Below are 19216 nucleotides of genomic sequence, written 5' to 3'. Positions count from 1 at the left end.
CGGGAAGCTTCGGGGGCTCACTGTCCGCCGAAGCCGGTGGTGGCGACTCCCTTGACGATCTGGCGCTGGTAGAAGAGGAAGACGATGACCAGCGGGAGGGCCGCCAGCACTGCCTGGGCCATCACCTGGGAGTACTGCACCCCGTAGGCGCTCAGCACGGTCTGCAGACCCACCGGCAGCGTCATCAGCGTGGTGTCGTTGATGATCAGGAAGGGCCAGAGGAAGTTGTTCCAGGCCTGGATGAACACGAAGATCGAGACCGCCCCGAGGATCGGACGCGACAGGGGCAGCACCACGGAGAAGAACACTCGCAGCCGTCCGGCGCCGTCGACGCGCGCTGCATCTTCGAGCTCCACGGGGACGGCGTCGAAGAACTTCTTCAGGATGAAGATGATCGGTGCCATCACGATCTGCGGCAGGATCAGCCCCCAGTACGTGTCCACCATGTTGAACGTCAGCATCTGGTGATACAGCGGGATGATCAGCGCCTGCGGGGGCACGATGATCGAGGCGATGACCGCCAGGAAGATCCAGCGGCTGCCCTTGAAGTCCAGCCGGGAGAACGCATAGGCGGCGAGTGCGGAGATGGTCACCGTGATGAGCGTGATCACCGCGGATGTCCACAGGCTGTTGAGCGCCCAGACGTAGACGTTGCCCTCGGCGAGGATCGCTTCGTAGGCCTGAGTGGTGACCCCGTTGGGGCCGATGAGCTCCAGACCCCCGGACGCGGCGTCGGTCTCTGTCTTGAAGGAGGTGACGATGGCCCAGAGCATCGGCAGCAGCCAGAGCAGCGCCATGAGCGCCAGGGCGAGGAAGGCCAGGATCCGCGCCGGGCCCAGCGGCTTCTCCCCCGGCATCCGGTTCGTGCGTCTGACCTTGGTGACATCAATCGGCGCGACGTCGACCTGCGGGTCGTCGGTCCTCGTGGCGGTGGCTGTGGAACTCATGAGTTTCCCTTTCGATTCCGAAGCACGACCATCTGGAAGATGCCGACGATGAGGATCAGCACGAAGAAGATGTACGAGATGGCGGAGGCGTAGCCGAATCGGTACCCGACGAAGCCCGCCTCAAAGATGTACTGGACGATGGGACGGGAGGTCTCCGAGGAGCCGCCCTCCATCATCTGATAGGCCTGGTCGAAGAGCTTCAGCGAGGCCAGCATCTGCAGCACCAGGATGACTCCGGTGACCGGTCCCAGCTGGGGGATGGTGATCGAAAACAGCTGACGCCAGCGGCCCGCGCCGTCCACGGCCGCAGCTTCGTACTGCAGATCGGGGATGTTCTGCAGCGCCGCGAGATAGAGCAGGAAGTTGAACCCCACGGTCCACCAGATCGTCGCGATGGCGATCGAGATCAGATCGACGTGCGCAGTCTGCAGCCAGGCGATCGGCTCGAGGCCGACGGCAGAGAGGATCTCGTTGGCCGCGCCGATCTGTGGGTTGAAGATCCACACCCAGATCTGCGAGATCACCGTGGAGGCGAGCAGGAAGGGCATGAAGAAGGACAGCCGCCAGAGCCACTGTCCCGGGAGTCCGGTGTTGACCAGCAGCGCCATGATCAGTGCGAACAGCACCAGTGGCACCGTGGTGATGAGCGTGAACCAGACGGTGTTCCCGATGGAGGTCCACATGACCGGGTCGGAGAGCGCCTCGGAGTAGTTCTCGAGTCCGATGAAGCTGCCACCCGCTCCGGTGAGCGACTGGTCGGTCAGAGAGAGGTAGATTCCGTGGATCAGCGGCCAGATCACGAAGAGCAGGAAGGCCGCCATGAACGGGCCCAGGAAGGCCCAGGCGACCAGCTGCCCACGTCGACTCGCCTGCCCTCGGGTGGGTGAGGTGCGACGCCCCTTGGAATCCTCTCCTGGAGTCGCGCTGGGCTCGGGACCCGCAGCGCTGCGACTTGCCATCACGTCGGTCATGACCGTCCTCCCTGTGGATTGGCGGGATTGGGCTGGGCAAGAAGGTTGTTGACGTAGCGACGGAACTCCTCCAGCGCCTGGTCGTACCCGCTTCCGGAGGTGATCGCACTGCCGACGATCTGACCGAACTGCTGGACGAAGTTGGACCCCGAACCCGTGAACCAGGCCACCGGGTCATAGACCAGGTAGTCCGCCGCCTCGGCGTACTCCGCCTGCGGAGTGAGGTCGGCGTAGTCCTCGTTCTCGGTGACGGGAAGGTAGGCGGGTATATGCCCGGCTCCGGCCCAGGTGATCGAGTTCTTCAACAGCTCTGCGACCACGGTGTAGGTGTCGCGGCGCATCTGTTCATCAGGATCGGCCTGGTGCGGCAGGACGAACGAGTGTGAGTCCGCATAGACCGCCTCGTCTCCGAAGATGGGAGGGATCATGGTCGCCCCCAGCGGGACCCCGGCCTCCTTCATCGGGGGAAGTTCCCAGACGCCTGTGAAATGCATTCCCGTCCGCTGCGCGGCGAATTCGGCGACGGCGGCGTCGATGGTCCCGCGTTGAGAGGCGACCTCACCATCGACAAGTCGGTGCATGAACTCCAGCACAGCGACGAACGCGTCGCCGTCCACTTCGACAGATCCTCCCTGGGGGAAGGTCATCTGTTGCCCGTGCTGACAGTAGAGCGTGTAGAAGAGCCGCCACATCTGGTTTCCGTCCCCGATGAACCCGTAGGACAGCCCATAGGTGCCGGTGACGCCGGCGATCTCCCGACCCATCTCGAGGAAGTCCTCCGGATTGTCGGGCCGCATGAGCTGCCCGTCGGAGTTCAACACTCCGGCTTCCTCGCAGATCTCGGTGTTGTACAGCGTGATGAAGGGGTGCGCATCCAGTGCGACACTGTAGAGCTCCCCATCCACCACGCTGGAGTTCCAGACGGGATCCGTGAAAGTGGACTCCGAGACCCCCAGCTCATTCAGCTGTGTCAGGTCCCAGGGGTCGAGAAGTCCGCCGGGGACATACCCGGAGACCCGGGAGGAGTGCATGACTGCGAGATCCGGTGCCCGCCCACCCGCACCGGCCATGGCCAGCTTGGTGTAATACGGGGCACCCCAGGCCAGCACGGTGGGCCGCACGTGGAAGCCACCGTGAGCCGCATTGATGCGGTCGATCATGCCCTGCATCGTGATGCCGTCACCGCCGCTGAGCAGATGCCAGAACTGCAGTGTCGTGGTCTGTGAACCCTGCGCCGGAGTGCAGCCCGCGAGGGCCGCCAGACCTGCTGTCGCCAGGCCCCCGGCAAGGACGCTTCGGCGGTTGATGCGTGTGTCGATCATGAGTCACCACTTATGGACGAACGCGGAGTCAAGCTCCGCCACCCGGAGCCTGTGCCTTTTACATCGTTGTAAAGACTGCGCCCATCCTACATAAATGTGTGCTGAATCACACTACTTCTGAGATTTTCTTCTGCCGGATCCCGCGGGAGGGCCGAGCGTGCTCGATCGGATCAGCAGCTGGTGGGGGATCTTGTGCGCCCGGGGCTCCAGGGTTCGGTCCCCCATCCGCGAGGAGAGCAGATCCAGGGCGGCGCTGGCGTAGCGCTCGTGATCGAAACCGATGGTGGTCAGTGGCGTCCCCGCGTATCGGGCATGTTCCACGTCATCAAACCCGCAGATCAGGACGTCCTCGGGCACGCGGATGCCGGCACTGTTGAGCTCATGCAGCGCCCCCAGGGCGATCGAGTCGGTGAAGGCGAGCACTGCGTCGAACTCGACTCCGCTGGCAAGGAACTCGCGCATGCCGATCGCACCGCCAGAGATCGTCCAGTCCGGCACTTCCAGCTCCAGCGCAGGGCTGGAGACCAATCCCGACTCCCTCAGCGCGTCCCGGTAACCCTGGAGACGCTGCCCCACCGTGGCTTTGCCCAGCACCGCCCCGGCTTCCGCGCCGCCGAGCGCCAGGATGCGCTGCGCCCCACTGGACACCAGGTGGAGCACCGCCTCCCGGGCGGCGGCCCGGGAATCGATGAACACGCGGTCGGTGCGGTGCTGCTCCACCTCACCGATCAGCACGATCGGGGGCAGATGGTCCAGATGCTCGACCACGCTGTCCTCGAGCCGCACCGGGTTCAGGATCATCCCGTCGATCTGGTGCGTGCGTGCGCGCGTGACGAGGTCATGCTCACGGGCAGGCTCGGCCGCGGTCTCCTCCACCTGGACCACCCATCCACGCGCGTGAGCGGCCTCCACCACCGCGTGGGTGATGCTCGCGGAGAAAGCCGTCGCCAGATCAGGCAGCGCGAGACCGATCACCCCGGTCTTGCCGTTGCGCAGTCCGCGAGCGCTGAAGTTCGGGACAAAGTCCAGCTCCCGCATCGCCTGCTCCACCCGAAGTCGAGTGGGTTCGCGGACCTGCGCGGTGCCGGTGAGCACATTGGAGACCGTCTTGGGAGAGACTCCCGCACGCTCGGCAACATGGCGCATGGTCGGCCGAGCGCTCGGTGGAGTCATGGGCTCAAGCTTATGCGCGTGCGACGGCGCCAGCGACGCCAGCCCGCTGCGTCACCACTGGCGCACGGATCACCGTTGGTCGCTGCCTCACCGCTGATCCAGCGGCACCGCGCTCGGGCGCTCCGCGCGGGAGGTGATCGCCACGGAGGCCCCGGTCTCGGCGGCGGTGAGCACGCCGGCCATCACCTCGAGCACATGCAGTCCCAGCGCCCCCTGTGCCCGGCCGAGCCTGGGGTCGCCGTCGAAGGCTCCCGACCACAGCAGATCCGCGAGACCGTAGCCGCGCGCAGCGCCGACATAGCCTCCGGCCACCTCGAGCGACTCCCATGCACCCCGTTCCTGGGCCAGCTGCACCTCCCCGGCGAAGTGGTTGGGATCCGGGACCGCCAGGGAGGCCTCGGTGCCATGCACCTCGATCGGCGGAGCCTGGCTGGCAGTGCCGTCGAAGCTCATCACCAGTGTGGAGATGGCGCCCGACTCATGGATCAGTGCACCGGTGATGTGGCTGGGAGTGGAGACCGGCAGGCGTTCTCCGGCGCGCGGGCCGGAGCCGATCTCGCGTTCGGTGCGCAGGGCACTGGCAGCACCGATGACAGAGACGACAGGGCCGAGCAGGGTGACCAGACTGGTGACGTAGTACGGCCCCATATCCAGCAGCGGACCACCCCCGGGCTGGTAGTAGAAGTCCGGATTCGGGTGCCAGCGCTCATGGCCCGGAGTGACCATGGTGGCCACCGCGCTCATCGGTGTCCCGATCCGGCCGGCATCCACAGCGGCGCGGGCGGTCTGGATGCCCGTGCCGAGCACGGTGTCCGGGGCGCTGCCCATCACCACGCCGGCAGCCTCTGCTGCGGCGAGCATCGCCTGGCCCTCGGCCACGGTGGCGGCGAAGGGCTTCTCCACATAGACGCCCTTGCCTGCAGCGATCGCGGCAAGCGAGGTTTCGGCATGGGCGCGTGGGATCGTCAGATTGATCACGGCCTCGACCTCGGGGTCGGCCAAGAGCTGATCCACGCTCACCCCGCGGGCTCCCCCGGTCTCCGCGACCTGCCGGGCCCGGTCGAGATCCAGGTCCGCCACGGCGAGCAGGTTCAGATCCTCCACCCGGTTCAGCGTCTCGATGTACTGGCTGCTGATGTTGCCGGCGCCGATGAGACCGACGTTGAGCCGCCGTGCGGCTGAGGCTGCGCCGCTCATCGGCTCGCCCACAGCATGCCGCGCTCGATCATGGTGCGCACATTCGGGTTCTCCAGCACCTCGACCCGGTGGCCCGGGGTGGAGACGAACACTCGACCGCTGCCCCAGCGTCGGGTCCAGATCGCCGGGTTCACATGCGGCTTCTCCCATTCATCGAACTCGCGCTTGGGCAAAGTGGTGGTGGCGAGCACGTCGATGAGCTGATCGTGGAGCACCCAGTACTGTTCGGTGACCAGATCGAAGCTCTCGATTCCCCGGGTGATGGGATGATCCGCAGCCTCGGGAAGGATGTCGATGCGGTGAGGGGTGTAGTAGTCGGACTGCTCACCCGTGCGCTCATCGGGGTGCACGGCAGGATGGTGGGCGAACTGCCCGCCCACCAGCTGCAGGTACGCATCGCTCGCACGGTAGGAGTCAGCGATTCCGCCATGCCATCCGGCCAGCCCGGCACCACCGGCCACGGCGGCACGCAGCCCCGCGACCTGGTCTTTCTCAATGGTGGACATGGTCATGCACTGCACGATCAGATCGACCGAGTCCATGGTGGAGGCGTCGGCGTAGACCTCCGGGGACTCGTGGATCTCTGTCTCGTAGCCGTTCTCCTGCAGGAATGGCAGGAACATCTCGGTGGCCTCCACGGGCTGGTGCCCGTCCCAGCCGCCGCGGACGATGAGTGCTCTCTTGGTCATGTTCTCTCTCAGTGTCGTGTTCTCGCTGCTGATCAGTTGCCGGCTCGTAGCTCTGCGGTCTGGTCCACCGGGGTGTATCGGCTGCCGTCGCCGGCGCTGGCTTCCACGGCGTGGAGCACGCGCTGCACGGTCAGCGCGTCGCTGAAGTCCGGGCGTGGGCTGGCGTCTGACTCCAGTGCGGCGACGACGTCGGCCACCTGGTGCACGAAGAGGTCTCCGTAGCCCAGGCCATGTCCCACCGGCCACCAGTGATCGGTATAGGGGTGGACCGCGTCGGTGACCTGGATCGTGCGGAATCCCTGTGCCGCCTGGTCATCGCGACCGTCGAAGTATTCGAGCTGGTTCATCCGCTCGAAATCGAAGGCGATGGAGCCGAGGCTGCCGTTGATCTCCAGGCGGTTGGCGTTGCGTCGTCCCAGCGCGAAGCGGGTGGACTCAAAGACGCCGATGGCTCCGCCGCTGAACCGTGCGGTGAAGGCTGCGGCGTCGTCGACCGTCACCGGGCCGCGCTCCGCTCCTGCCGCCGCGCTGCCGCCGAGGCCTTCGGCGGTGCCGGCCACGGGACGAGACTCGACGAAGGTGTGCATCATGGCCGACACGCCCTCGATCTGCTGCCCGCAGACCCACTGGGCGGCGTCCACCGAATGCGCGCCGATGTCACCCAGCGCGCCGCTTCCTGCCTTGTCCTTGTCCAGCCGCCAGTTCAGCGGGGCGTCAGCGTCGCTGAGCCAGTCCTGCAGATACTGCGCGCGCACGTGGCGGATGTCGCCGAGCCGGCCTTCCTCCACAAAGCGCTTCGCCAGGGCCAGCGCGGGGGTGCGGCGGTAGCTGAATCCACAGAAGCTGCGCACACCGTGGACGGCGGCCTTCTGAGCCGCGGCGGTCATCGCTTCGGCCTCGCTGACAGAGTTCGCCAGCGGCTTCTCACAGAGCACATGCTTGCCGGCCGCCAGTGCCGCGAGCGCGATCTCCGCATGCGTGTTGCCCGGGGTGCAGATGTCGACGATGTCGATGTCCTCGCGTTCGACGGCGCGGCGCCAGTCGGTCTCGATCTCGGCGATCTGAAGCCGCGCAGCGGCCTCACGGGTGCGCGCCTCGTCGCGACCGACCAGCAGCGCCACTTCCGGGGTGCGGGTCATCGGGAAGAAGCGTGGCGCGGTGCGCCAGGCGTGGGTATGCGCCACTCCCATGAACGCATGACCGATGATCGCGACGCGCAGGCCTGATCCTTCGGCTCGTGCGCTCGACGACTGGTCTTTGATGTGGTCAGTCACTCAGACTCCCTTGCAGCGGCAGAACTGTTCTCTGTTTCAACCTTACGCTGTGTGGCGCGAGACACGTCGCCCCGAAACCCAGACTCAGGCCAGGTCCTCCAGCGCCGAGCCGTCGCCGAGGTTCTGCGCTGAGATGACGCTGAGTCTGCCGTTGGTCTCGAGCACCACCGCGGCGACCGAGGAGAGATCGCCGGCACCGCTGCTGCGCACCGCCTGGTAGACCTCGGACTCCGCCAGCCGGTTCCTGCGCAGCGCGTCGTGGCGCAGCTCTCCGCGCCAGAGGACCACCGCCGGCCGCGCCGTGATGACAGTGCGGAAAGCAGGTACCCGGGAGGAGATCCACGCCAGCACGAACTGCAGGCCGGCGAGCAGGATCAGCGCGAAGGCGCCTTCGGTCCAGGAGACGTCGCTGCTGAGCAGGATGGTGGCCAGCGTGGAGCCCAGGGCGACCGTGACGATGAAGTCGAAGGCGTTGAGCTGGCTCAGGGTTCGCTTGCCCGAGAGCCGGATCACCAGGACGAGCACCGCGTAGGCGGCGACTCCGACGAACAGGATCCGTCCCAGATCCGCCCAGGTGTCAAACCACATGGTGCCCCGTCCTTCTAGTCTGTGGGCCCGGAGCTGAAGAGCATCCGCTCCAGGAACTCATTGCGGAAGGTGCCGGTGGGATCCAGGCGCCCCGCGAGTTCCGTGAACTGATCCAGCTTCGGGTACAGCGCGGCGATGTCGGTGGTGACGAAGCGCTTGCCCCAGTGCGGCCGTGCGCCCAGCGGAAGCAGCTGCTCCTCGATCTTCACCAGCACCTCGGCGACCTCCTCCGGCAGCAGGCGCCAGGTGAAGTGGAAGCCGACCGTGTCGCGGCCCGAGGCCCCGCTCATCCACTGTTCATCGGCAGCCATCGTGCGGATCTCGGTGATCAGCAGCAGGGGCTCGATCTCCGCGGCGAGCTGGCGGACCTTGCGCAGCCCCTCGGTCGCGTGCTCGCGCGGCAGCAGGTACTCGCTCTGCAGCTCCTCGCCGTTGCTGGGCGTGAAGTCCAGCCGGAAGTGCGGCAGGCGCTGGTCCCAGCTGCCCCACTGACCGCACTGATCCGTGGCGTATTCGGCGGGTCCCTCGGCGAGACCGATGTCCTGGGTCAGAGCCGAGACCCCGAGCACCTCGGCGGGCGGCTCCTGGGTGGACTTCATCCACACCATTCCGAAATCCTCACCGGTCCACCGGGTGAACAGACTCACGCTGTACGCCGAGCTGGTCAGCGCATCGAACTCGGCCAGCACGCCGTCCCAGCTGACTCCGGCATAGACGTCCTGGCGCACCTCGAAGCTCGGGATGACATAAAGGGTGAGCTGGGTGACCACGCCCAGGGCGCCGAGGCTGACCACCGCGCCGTCGAAGTCTGGTTCTCCGCGGGTGAAGGTGCGCACGCTGCCATCGGCAAGGACCATCTGAAGGCTGCGCACGGAGGAGGCCAGCGGCTGATTGCCATCCCCGGAGCCGTGGGTTCCGGTGGCGACGGTGCCCGCCACGGTGATGTGCGGGAGGGAGGCCATGTTCGGCAGCGCCCAGCCTTCGGCCTGCAGCGCGGCAGCGAGGTCGCCGTAGCGCGTGGAGGCGTCCAGGGTGACCGTACCCGCAGCCGCGTCCAGTTCGAAGATCCGCGGCATGTCGATGAGCTCGATCAGCGTGCCGGTCGTGTCAGCCACGGAGCTGAAGCTGTGCCTGCTGCCCAGGGCCTTGACCCGGTCGCAAGCGGCGACGATCTCGCTGAGCTCGGCCACGGAGCGCGGCCGCTCGAGTCGGCTGGCGGAGTACGTCAGGTTCTTCGCCCAGTTCATCTGGGTCTGCTGCGGGTCCTGGCTGCTGCTCTTCTCCACGCGGTTCCTTCCTGGAACGTTCTGCTCGTCTGGTGCGTCAGGCCGACCGCCGCTCATCTCCGGGACCGAGCCGGGGGTGCGGCGGATCTACTGCGGTCTGCGGTTGTAGCTTACGGCGGGCAGGCCCCCGACGCTGACCTCGGCCGTGATCACGCGCCCATCATGACGCGTGGCGGAATCGAGATGCTGCGTGGCGGAGGTGACGATGGCTCGGTAGGGAGCCACGGAGCTGATGGCGATGCTGGTGGGCTGACGCACCGGCACCTCGATGCGCTCGAGAAGCTCGCCCGCCGGAGAGTACCGATGCAGGCAGGATCCGCCCCAGACCGCGGACCACAGGCAGCCCTCGGCGTCCACGGTCATTCCGTCGGGTCCGCCCTCGCACACGTGGACGAACTTTTCACCCGGGCCGAGGTCACCGGTGGCCGGGTCCACGGGGAAGCGGCGGATCCAGCCAGTGGTGGTCTCCGCGAGGTACATCGTGGCTCCGTCGGCGGTGAAGGCCGGCCCGTTCGGGATGGCCAGGTCCTCCAGCATGATGTGGATCGAGCCGTTCCGGTCCAGACGCAGCAGGAATCCATCGCCGGGGTCGCCGTCGTAGGTCATCGCGCCGGCCCAGAACCGTCCGTGCGGATCGGCGACGGCGTCGTTCATGCGCAGCGGAACCTCGGCGCGGCCAGCCGCTGGCTGGCCGAGTCGCTGCACGATCTGCAATCCTGCGGCATCCCGCTGACCCAGCAGCACGAGACCCGCTCCGAGCGCGGCCACCCAGCTCGCCGACGATTCGGTGGGGGCACCCTCCTGGTGCACGGGCGCGACGGCGCCGAGCGACTCACTCAGCGCGGCGAGCTGCGTGAGCCCGGATCCCGGCAGACCGGTGGTGGAGTAGAGGCCGCCGTCGATGATGTCGACGACCACGAAGTGATGTTCTTCGCCGGCACCAGCGTCCTGCCCCGGGAGGCCGACCTCGAGGAAGCGTGCGCCCTCCCCGAGGTGGAGCCGTCGGTCATCCACGGGCGACCATTCCCCCACCATTACTGACCGGTCTGCATCTTGAGTATTCACATGGCCATCTTTGCAGACGCGAGGGAGACCGAGGACACATAGGTGAGGGGATGGCCCTGTGGGCCACCCCCTCACCACCACTGCGCCTCTTGAGGTTCAGCGAGCCTGCCTTCGGATCACTGGAGTTCCTGTTCCATCTCTCCGATCATGGCCTCGGCAGCCTCCTCGGGGGTCATCCGCTCGAAGAAGACTTCAGACTCATAGCGGTAGAGGATCTCCTGCAGGGAGGAGAAGCCCAGTGCGGGAACCGGCTCCACCTCCTGCGCCTCCACCTCAGACTCGATATCCGTGATGAAGTCGGCAGTCTTCTGATCCGGCTCCGAGGCATCCTCGAGAACGTATTCCCGGATGGAGGCGTTCGCTGGCAGGCCTCGGTCGAAGCCGTTGAAGTCTGCGGCCTCCTCGGAGTTCACGAACCAGTCGATGAAGGTCTGCACCTCCTCGGGATGATCAGTGCCGGCGTAGCCGGAGAGCATCATCGAGGACTTGTACCACATGCCGCTCTCCTCAGGATTGCCACCCTCGGTGGGGAAGCGCAGCAGTTCGAGCTCCGCACCGGAGGCCTCGGTGAGACCGCCCAGCTGGTTGGTCCACCAGGAGGCCATGGCTGCCTCACCGGTGCCCATCATGGACTGGTCCGGTCCGGCGCTCTGATTCTCTGCCAGCTCCGAAGCCGACGCCATGCCGTCACCGACCATGTCGAGCCAGTACTGGAAGTACTCGGCAGCCTGGGCCTGATCGAAACCGAGCTCACCCTCAGCAGTGGTGAAGTTCGTGCCCTGCTGGCGGAGCCAGATCTGGAAGGAGCCGGGCTCGTTGGGGTTGTTCGTGCCGTAGACGCCGTCGCCGCTCTCGCTGATCTCGGCCGAGATCTCTGCGAAGTCCTCCCAGGTCCACGAGGTGTCATCAGGCATCTCCACCCCCGCCTCCTCGAAGATGTCGGGGTTGGTCACCATGGCCAGAGAGTTGATGCCCGTGGTGATGCCGAAGAGACCGTCCTCCGTGCGACCGTTGTCCAGAGTTCCCTGGTCGAACTCGGCGGTGTCTACATCCGAGAGGTCCAGCAGGCTGCCGCGGTCGGCGTACTCGCGCAGGTACTTGTCGTCCATCTGGATGATGTCGGGGGCATCGTTGCCCGCGGCCTGGGTGGCCAGCTGATCCCAATAGCCTCCCCAGTCCCCGTACTCACCTTCCACGGTGATGCCGTCGTGGGATTCGTTGAACACTTCGATGGCTTCCTCGGTGGCCTGGTGCCGCGAGTCTGAACCCCACCAGCTGAACCGCAGGGTGACCTCGCCATCCTCGCCCTCGCCTCCGCCGTCGGCGTCCCCGCCGCAGGCGGTCAGTGCCACTGCGCCGACCAGTGCGGCGGCGGCAAGCTTGGTGTACCGAAAGTTCTTCATGGTGTCCTCTTCATTGAGTGAAACGGTGCGAATGCTGCGCCCACCCAGATGCAGAGCATTTTGTGAGTCACATCACTGGGCAAGCGGTTGCCATTGACTGTAGGTCTGTGACTCAAGACACGTCAACGCAGTTTGGGCCCATCACGTGACCGGTTCGACATGCGTTGATACCGCAGACGTATCACTTCAGCTCAAGTGATGCTCAGAACAGGTTCGCCGAGAAGTCCCGATGCGACATCTGCGAGCGCCAGGTCCAGAGTCTGGATGCCGAAGCGTGCCCCGTAGGCCTCGTGAGACTCAGCGACCATACACGGGAGGCCAGCGTCTGCGGCCAGACGATGGCTGGTCACATTGGAGACCACGAGCGAGAGCAGGTGCATCCTCCCGGGCATCACGGCGGCGCTGAGATCAAGCCGGTAGGGGGTCTTCCACAGCAGGCCGACCGGCTGATCGTCGATCAGGACCCTTGCCACCGCACCGACGGGAGGCAGCACCTCGGCGCTGAAGGAAGCTTCCATCAGCCCCGCAGCCTCAGGGTCCACGAGCTGATGCGCCCGCACTTCCCCGAGATCCAGCACCACGCTGTCGGCGCCCTCGGGGACAGAGATCTCTGCCGTGTAGGTCGCTGTTCCAGAGAAGTGGCTGCGGGATGTCTCCTGCTCCCACTGGTGCGGGAGGCCCACCTCCCGCGGCTCATGCTCGTCGGAGAACTGCACACGCCACCCCTCGATGCCGAGCCGGAGAGTCTCGCGACGGCGCCCCGGCGCGGCGACCAGCTCCATCTTCAGGCGCGCTGGGTCTTCGTGCTCCACGAAGACGGCAGCCTCATAGGGCTCCAGCTCGAGGTCGATCCCGCCGGTGAGGGCGCGCACTTCTCGCACTGCACCCGTCTCGGCGTCCCAGCGCTCCAGCACGCGCGGGCCAGCCTGCCCCTCCGGTGCTCCCTCGCCTTCGCCTGCGCCTTCTCTCTCGCCGGCGAAGTGCAGCGTCACCGCTGCGGGATGCTGACCGGTGTTGGCGACGAAGTGGATGCGCGCCCCGTCCAGGGCGCGCGTGGTGACCGCGACGGTCTCGTTCCCGACGGTCCCGCTCTCTGTGTCAGCCCATCCGCTCAGGCGCACCGGAACCTCCGCCGCGGAAGGCAGACGGTCGGGGACAGTCTGCGGGTCCATGACGGGCTCCCCCAGTCCTGCGGTGCCCCCGAGGTCCAGCACGACGCCGCCGGCATTCTGGACGGCATGCAGCCAGCTGAACGTCTCGGCAGGGATGTCGACGGCATGGGGCAGCACCACCAGGGGGAAGCGCGCGGGGTCGAGGACCGCGGCGGCGTCGTCGTCGAAGAGGTCGAAGTCGAGCCCGGCCGTGCGCAGAGCGTGGGGCAGCTCCTCGCCGATATGCAGCCGCGATTCCTTGTAGAGGTCCACCCTGCCCGCGTCACCGAACCCGGTGGAGATGTCTCGGGCCGGGAGATAGATGCCCACCTGGGAGAGCCGGCCCCCCTGGCGCATGAGCCAGCAGAGCCGGTGCAGCGTGCCCCAGAGCGAGGGAGCGGCGTCCCACCAGGCGTTGCGCGAATCAAGGGCTGCCGAGGCGTAGAAGACGCGCCCGAGCTCGGCGGGCTCGGAGGAACTCGGGGAGGCCTCCGGGCGAGGCGAGTTCGGCCATCCGTGGCCGAAGAACTGGTTGATGCCCATCAGCAGGTGGTCATGGGCCTCACCGAGGATGTCCAGCGGCGTGGAGCGGAACGACGGGGAATGGTTCCAGGTCCAGGTCTCCGAAGAGACCACATCCCTGCCGTAGATCTGTGCCGCAGAGCTCGCCCAGCGGCACGCGGTGATGGCATCCCAGCCCCATCCCTCACCTTCAAAGGCATCCGCATGGCGATAGGAGCTGATCGTCACGGGCGGCTGCCCGTAGCACTGGAGTCGGAAGCTCAGTCCCTTGGACCGGGCCCAGTCTCCGAAGACCCGGATGAAGTTCTCTTCCACCAGCTCGGTCAGTGTGCGATGGAAGTCGGCTTGAAACTCTCGCCCGGCCTCCTGGTTGGTGGTGAGCCGCCAGAGCTGCGGCAGCGGGTCATATCCCCGTCGCGCCTCGAACTCTCGCGGCAGCATGCCGGTCCAATCGGCGTTGAACACCTCAAGGCTGTCGCAGAACACTGTCCCGAGCCGGTGCACGCCGGCGGCCGCCACGAGGGGTTCGGCAACGGCCTCGATATGCGCACGCGCAGCGGCAGGATTCATGTGGTCGAGAACCCACCCCTCGGCGCCGCTGGCTGCGCGCTTGAGCGTCTGCCCGCTGAGCCGACTGATCGCCAGCAGCAGCACCCGCGGCCCACGGCCCGCCGGGACGATGAGGTGATCGCCCTCGCGCTGGAGCTGGACATAGTTCTCCGCAGGCTCCGCGCCGGTGCCCTCACCGATATAGCCGGCGATGAACTCGTCACGGGGCCACAGGTGCGGGATGGGAATGCGCTGAGGCTGCATCAGGACCTCATGGCGCTCCCAATGCAGACACCGGGAGGCGGTGGACTCATCGATGTGCGGTCCTCCGTAGGGCCATCCCGATCCCAGCGTGAGATCAAAGCGCAGATCACGGTCCTGGGCGGCCTCCGCCGCGAACTGCACATCGCCGAGGAAGGTCTCGGAGAGAAAGGTGTCGCTGTCCGATCCCATCGGATAGACGAAGGAGCACTCGACTCCACCGAGGCCCGCAGCCGCCATGTCATCGAGATCGCGCAGCAGATCGCCGCGCTGGACGTCGGGGCCGAACCACCACCACCGCATCATCGGTCGGGCCGCAGGGTCGGGCTCGCGGAACCCAGCGTGGAGCATCTCCACTGTGCTCATCATCATCCCGGTCTGGGTCTCCATCGGTGATGTCTCCTCACGTCGGCCGCTGGGACAGCCGGTCACTGACACGTCGGCCTCGGACAGAGCCGCCGTCGTCCCCTCCGGTGGCGCCGGAGGGGACGACGGCGGACTGCTCAGCTGGATCTGCCGATCAGATGCTCAGCTGCTCATTCGTCACTCGTTGTTCGCGAGGATGTCCTCGACTTCGGTGACGAAGGACTCGGCCGCCTCCGCGGGAGTTGCTCGATCGAAGTACACGTCCTGCTGGCGGTTGGTCAGCGCATCGGAGATACCAGTGAACCCGACTGGTGGGAGCACCTCGGAGTCAGTGATCTCTCCATCCAGGTCCGCCACGAACTCAGCAGCCACGAGGTCTTGTCCCTCGACCTGCTCGATCACGCTCTCTCGGACATCGGCGTTGGAGGGAAGGCCGCGGTCCATGAGGTTCGCCTGGCCAGCTTCCTCGGAGTTGACCATGAAGTCGATGAACATCTGGGCCTCTTCGGGGTAGTCGGTGGAGGCAGTGGCAGCGACAAGCATCGTGTTCTTGAACCAGAGACCGTTGTCCTCGACATTGCCGGTCGGGCTCGGGAAGCGCAGCGGGATCAGATCATTGCCGGAGGCTTCGGACATCACGGGAAGCTGGTTGGTCCAGGACATGCCCATCGCCGCCTGGTTTGTCGCTATGAGAGCCGCTTCGAGATTGGCTGACTCTTCCTCCACCAGCTCTGAGGCGCTGGCCAGGGCATTGGAGTCCATCATGTCGCTGAGTAGGGTGAAGTACTCTTCAGCGTCCTCCTCGTTGAAGCCGATGCCTCCATCCTCGGTGAACATCGACTTGTCATGCTGGCGCAGCCAGATCATCATGGTCTGTGCAACCGGCTTGTTCGTGCCATAGGCGCCGGTCTCCTCGTGGATCGTCTCACTGATCTCCAAGTAGTCATCCCAGGTCCAGGTGGTGTCATCCGGGATCTCCACGCCTGCCTCCTCGAACAGCTGCGGATTCGCCATCATAACGAGGGCGTTGACACCGGTGGGGATGGCGTACTGCGTGCCGTCAGCCTGGCCGCCTTCGACCACAGCAGGGTCGATGTTCGAGGTGTCGACGTCGGTGAGCTCCAGCAGGGAACCGCGGTCGGCGTACTCGCTGATGAACTCGTCGTCGAGCTGCACGATGTCGGGGCCATCGCCGGAGGCGACCTGGGTGGCGAGCTGGTCCTGGTAGCCGGTCCAGTCGTTGTAGCTGCCCTCCACGGTGATCCCTGGGTTCTCCTCTTCGAATGCCTCAATGATCTCCTGGGTGCTCGCGTTGCGGTCTTCGGAGCCCCACCAGGCGAACCGCAGCTCCACGGGATCTTCTTCGGTCCCCTCAGCGTCGCCGCCTCCTCCGCAGGAGGTCAGGGCGAGTGCGCCGATGGTCGTGGCAGCTGCCAGCTTGGTGAACTTCTTGATTCTCATCAGATCCCTCATATCGGTGGGCAAGTGGTAAATCGATTCAATTTCCAGGTGCACATTTCCTTGAAACCTCTGCAGATCAGACTACGTGTGATCTGGGACACGTGCAATAAATCGATTCAAAGAATGTCAGATGGCTATCATCTGATGCTTCTCGGGCATGAATCAGGGACAAATTCGTCCGCGCGCAAAGAAGGCCGCCGCCCCGACGACGAGATCGGGACGGCGGCCTTCTTCTGGTGAGAGCGCTCACTGATCAGCTGCTCACAGATGCCCTCTTCTTGCTCCAGACGTCGTAGGCCACGGCGAGCACCAGGACCACGCCGCGGACCACGTTCTGCGTGGACTGGTCGATGCCCATGATCTGCATGCCGTTGGACATCACGGCCATGATCAGGCCGCCGATGATGGCGCCCTGGACCTTGCCGACACCGCCGGTGACCGCTGCGCCGCCGATGAAGGCCGCCGCGATCGCGTCCAGCTCGAACATGTTGCCCGCCGCAGGCTGCGCGGAGTTCGACCGAGCCGAGTAGACGATGCCGGCGATGGCGGCCAGCACGCCCATGTTGACGAAGAGCAGGAAGTTGACCCGCTTGGTCTTCACACCGGAGAGCTTGGCGGCGTCGAGATTGCCGCCCATGGCGTAGATGTGGCGGCCGAAGACGGTGCGCTGGGTGACGAATCCGTAGATCAGCACCAGTGCGGCCAGCAGGACCAGCACGTAAGGCATGCCGCGCGAGTTGGCGAGCTGCCACCCGAAGGCCATGATGACCGCGACCACCAGCAGCACCTTGACGGCGAAAAGCCACAGGGCCTCCACCGGCTGCTTGTATTCGAGCTTGCGCATCCGTGCCCGCCACTGCTGCACGGCGAAGCCGACCGAGGCAAGCGCGAAGATCACCAGCGTGAAGAGGTCATAGCCGGGTCCGCCGAGCAGCCCGTTGGAGAAGCCGCCGGCGATCTGCCGGTACTCCTCGGGGAATGGGGAGAGCGAGACGTTGTCCAGCACCTGCATGGCGAGGCCACGGAAGATCAGCATGCCTGCGAGGGTCACGATGAACGCGGGAATTCCGACGATCGCCACCCAGAAGCCCTGCCAGATCCCGACCAGCACACCGGTGATCAGCGCGGCGATGATGCCGACCCACCAGGGCATGCCCTCTCGGATCACGACGACGGCCGCCACACCGCCGGTGAGTGCGACCACCGAGCCCACCGAGAGGTCGATATGACCGGCGACGATGATCATCACCATGCCGATGGCGAGGATGAGGATATAGGAGTACTGCAGCACCAGGTTCGTGATGTTCCCTGGGCTCAGCAGCGTGCCGCCGGTGAGCACCGTGAAGAGCAGGACGATGAGCACGAAGGCGATGTAGATGCCGCTCTGACGCAGATTCCGCGTCAAGAGCTCGATGATATTAGATGTACCGGTCATGCCTCAGTCCTTCTCCATTGTCATGAGCTCCATGAGGCGCTCCTGGGTGGCATCTTCCACGGGTACCTGCCCGGTGATGCGGCCAGAGGACAGCGTGTAGACGCGGTCGCACATGCCGAGCACCTCGGGCAGCTCGGAGGAGATCACGATGATCGCCTTCCCGGAGGCCGCCAATTTATTGATGATTGAATAGATCTCGTATTTCGCGCCGACGTCGATGCCGCGGGTGGGTTCGTCGAGGATCAGCAGCTCGGGCTCGGTGTAGAGCCATTTGCTCAGCACCACCTTCTGCTGGTTGCCTCCGGAGAGCTTGCCGAGGACCGACATGACCGTGGGCGCCTTGATGTTCATCGAGCCGCGGTAACGCTCGGCCACCGCGATCTCTTCGTTCTCATTGATCCATCCGCGGGGGGCGACGCGCTTCAGCGCCGAAGAGCTGATGTTGCGGCGAATGTCATCGATCAGGTTCAGCCCGTAGCGCTTCCGGTCCTCACTGACATAGGCGATGCCCGCCTTGATGGCATCCGAGACGCTCTCGATCTTCACGGGCTTCCCGTGCATGTACACGGTGCCGCTGATGTCACGGCCATAGGATTTCCCGAACACACTCATGGCCAGCTCGGTGCGTCCTGCGCCCATGAGTCCGGCGATGCCGACCACTTCGCCCGCGCGGACGTTCAGCGCGGCTCCGTCGACGACTTTCCGCTCGCGCTGGGTGGGATGGCTGACATGCCAGTCCTCGATGCGGAACACCTCTTCGCCGAGGGTCACGTCACGTGCCGGGTACATGTTCTCCATGTCGCGCCCGACCATGTCGCGGATGATCCGCCGCGTGAGGTCCTCACCATTGCGGGAGGCTTCGGCCATGTCGATGGTCTCCACCGTGCTGCCGTCACGGATGACAGTGGTGGAGTCCGCCACGGCGGCGATCTCGCCGAGCTTGTGCGAGATGATGATGCAGGTGACGCCCTCCTCGCGCAGGTCTCGGATGAGGCCGAGCAGGTGAGCGGAGTCATCGTCGTTCAGTGCGGCGGTGGGTTCGTCCAGGATCAGCAGCTTCACATCCTTGCTCAGCGCCTTGGCGATCTCCACGAGCTGCTGCTTGCCGACGCCGAGGTGGCCGACCGGTGTCACCGGGTTCTCGTGGAGCCCGACCTTCTCCAGCAGGGCTGCGGCCGCCAGGTTGACCTCGTGCCAGTTGATGATGCCGCCGTGGCTCTTCTCATTGCCCAGGAAGATGTTCTCCGCCACCGAGAGATGCGGCACGAGCGCGAGCTCCTGGTGAATGATGACGATCCCCAGGTGCTCAGAATCATTGAGCGAGGAGAAGCTCACCGCCTTGGATTCGAAATGGATCTCCCCCTCGTAGGTGCCAGCGGGGTGCACGCCGGAGAGCACCTTCATCAGGGTGGACTTGCCTGCTCCGTTCTCCCCACAGACGGCGTGGATCTCTCCGCGGCGAACCTGCAGGTTCACGTCTTGAAGCGCCACCACACCGGGGAATCGCTTGGTGATGGAGCGCATCTCAAGGATGTTCTCATTCATGGGCCCTCCTT

At 65.6% G+C, this 19216-nt stretch carries 15 protein-coding genes; all 15 read right to left on the bottom strand.

Annotated elements, in window-relative coordinates; translation table 11 throughout:
- Positions 1-17 precede the first annotated feature (17 nt).
- Positions 18-947, bottom strand: a complete 930-nt coding sequence (locus tag H4W26_RS09020) for a carbohydrate ABC transporter permease (protein ID WP_192591718.1) — start codon at positions 945-947, stop codon at positions 18-20.
- Complete coding sequence (locus tag H4W26_RS09015) at positions 944-1918, bottom strand: carbohydrate ABC transporter permease (RefSeq protein ID WP_225939656.1); 975 nt, start codon at positions 1916-1918, stop codon at positions 944-946. The genes H4W26_RS09020 and H4W26_RS09015 overlap by 4 nt, the downstream gene beginning before the upstream one ends.
- A complete protein-coding gene (locus tag H4W26_RS09010) occupies positions 1915-3240 on the bottom strand; it encodes an extracellular solute-binding protein (RefSeq protein ID WP_192591717.1) in 1326 nt (441 codons plus the stop codon). The genes H4W26_RS09015 and H4W26_RS09010 overlap by 4 nt, the downstream gene beginning before the upstream one ends.
- Before the next feature lie 111 nt (positions 3241-3351).
- Positions 3352-4413: a LacI family DNA-binding transcriptional regulator gene (locus H4W26_RS09005; RefSeq protein ID WP_192591716.1), complete on the bottom strand. Its 1062-nt coding sequence runs from the start codon at positions 4411-4413 to the stop codon at positions 3352-3354.
- Positions 4414-4500: 87 nt separating this feature from the next.
- On the bottom strand, positions 4501-5610 hold the full coding sequence (locus H4W26_RS09000) for a Gfo/Idh/MocA family protein (RefSeq protein ID WP_192591715.1): 1110 nt from the start codon (positions 5608-5610) through the stop codon (positions 4501-4503).
- On the bottom strand, positions 5607-6299 hold the full coding sequence (locus H4W26_RS08995) for a ThuA domain-containing protein (RefSeq protein WP_192591714.1): 693 nt from the start codon (positions 6297-6299) through the stop codon (positions 5607-5609). The genes H4W26_RS09000 and H4W26_RS08995 overlap by 4 nt, the downstream gene beginning before the upstream one ends.
- A 32-nt stretch (positions 6300-6331) precedes the next feature.
- Positions 6332-7489: a Gfo/Idh/MocA family protein gene (locus tag H4W26_RS08990; protein ID WP_192592106.1), complete on the bottom strand. Its 1158-nt coding sequence runs from the start codon at positions 7487-7489 to the stop codon at positions 6332-6334.
- Positions 7490-7657: 168 nt separating this feature from the next.
- Positions 7658-8161, bottom strand: a complete 504-nt coding sequence (locus tag H4W26_RS08985; protein WP_192591713.1) for a DUF421 domain-containing protein — start codon at positions 8159-8161, stop codon at positions 7658-7660.
- Between the two features lie 14 nt (positions 8162-8175).
- Positions 8176-9447 (bottom strand): FAD-binding protein, encoded by a 1272-nt coding sequence (locus tag H4W26_RS08980; protein ID WP_318779820.1) that lies wholly within the window; start codon positions 9445-9447, stop codon positions 8176-8178.
- An 87-nt stretch (positions 9448-9534) separates the two neighbouring features.
- Positions 9535-10512, bottom strand: coding sequence for an SMP-30/gluconolactonase/LRE family protein (locus H4W26_RS08975; RefSeq protein WP_192591712.1), 978 nt, complete (start codon positions 10510-10512; stop codon positions 9535-9537).
- Between the two features lie 116 nt (positions 10513-10628).
- On the bottom strand, positions 10629-11915 hold the full coding sequence (locus H4W26_RS08970) for an ABC transporter substrate-binding protein (RefSeq protein ID WP_192591711.1): 1287 nt from the start codon (positions 11913-11915) through the stop codon (positions 10629-10631).
- 191 nt (positions 11916-12106) lie between these two features.
- Positions 12107-14788 (bottom strand): glycosyl hydrolase, encoded by a 2682-nt coding sequence (locus H4W26_RS08965; RefSeq protein WP_192591710.1) that lies wholly within the window; start codon positions 14786-14788, stop codon positions 12107-12109.
- A 153-nt stretch (positions 14789-14941) separates the two neighbouring features.
- Positions 14942-16225 carry an ABC transporter substrate-binding protein gene (locus tag H4W26_RS08960; protein WP_225939655.1) on the bottom strand — a complete coding sequence of 428 codons (1284 nt, stop codon included), beginning with the start codon at positions 16223-16225 and terminating at the stop codon, positions 14942-14944.
- A gap of 253 nt (positions 16226-16478) precedes the next feature.
- A complete protein-coding gene (gene mmsB, locus H4W26_RS08955) occupies positions 16479-17660 on the bottom strand; it encodes a multiple monosaccharide ABC transporter permease (RefSeq protein WP_192591709.1) in 1182 nt (393 codons plus the stop codon).
- Positions 17661-17663: 3 nt separating this feature from the next.
- Positions 17664-19205: a multiple monosaccharide ABC transporter ATP-binding protein gene (gene mmsA / locus H4W26_RS08950; protein WP_192591708.1), complete on the bottom strand. Its 1542-nt coding sequence runs from the start codon at positions 19203-19205 to the stop codon at positions 17664-17666.
- Positions 19206-19216 lie beyond the last annotated feature (11 nt).

The organism is Nesterenkonia halotolerans (genome assembly GCF_014874065.1).
Taxonomy (GTDB): Bacteria; Actinomycetota; Actinomycetes; order Actinomycetales; family Micrococcaceae; genus Nesterenkonia; species Nesterenkonia halotolerans.
The sequence above is the reverse complement of the archived record's forward strand: the minus strand, read 5'-3'. Positions and strand labels throughout refer to the sequence as shown.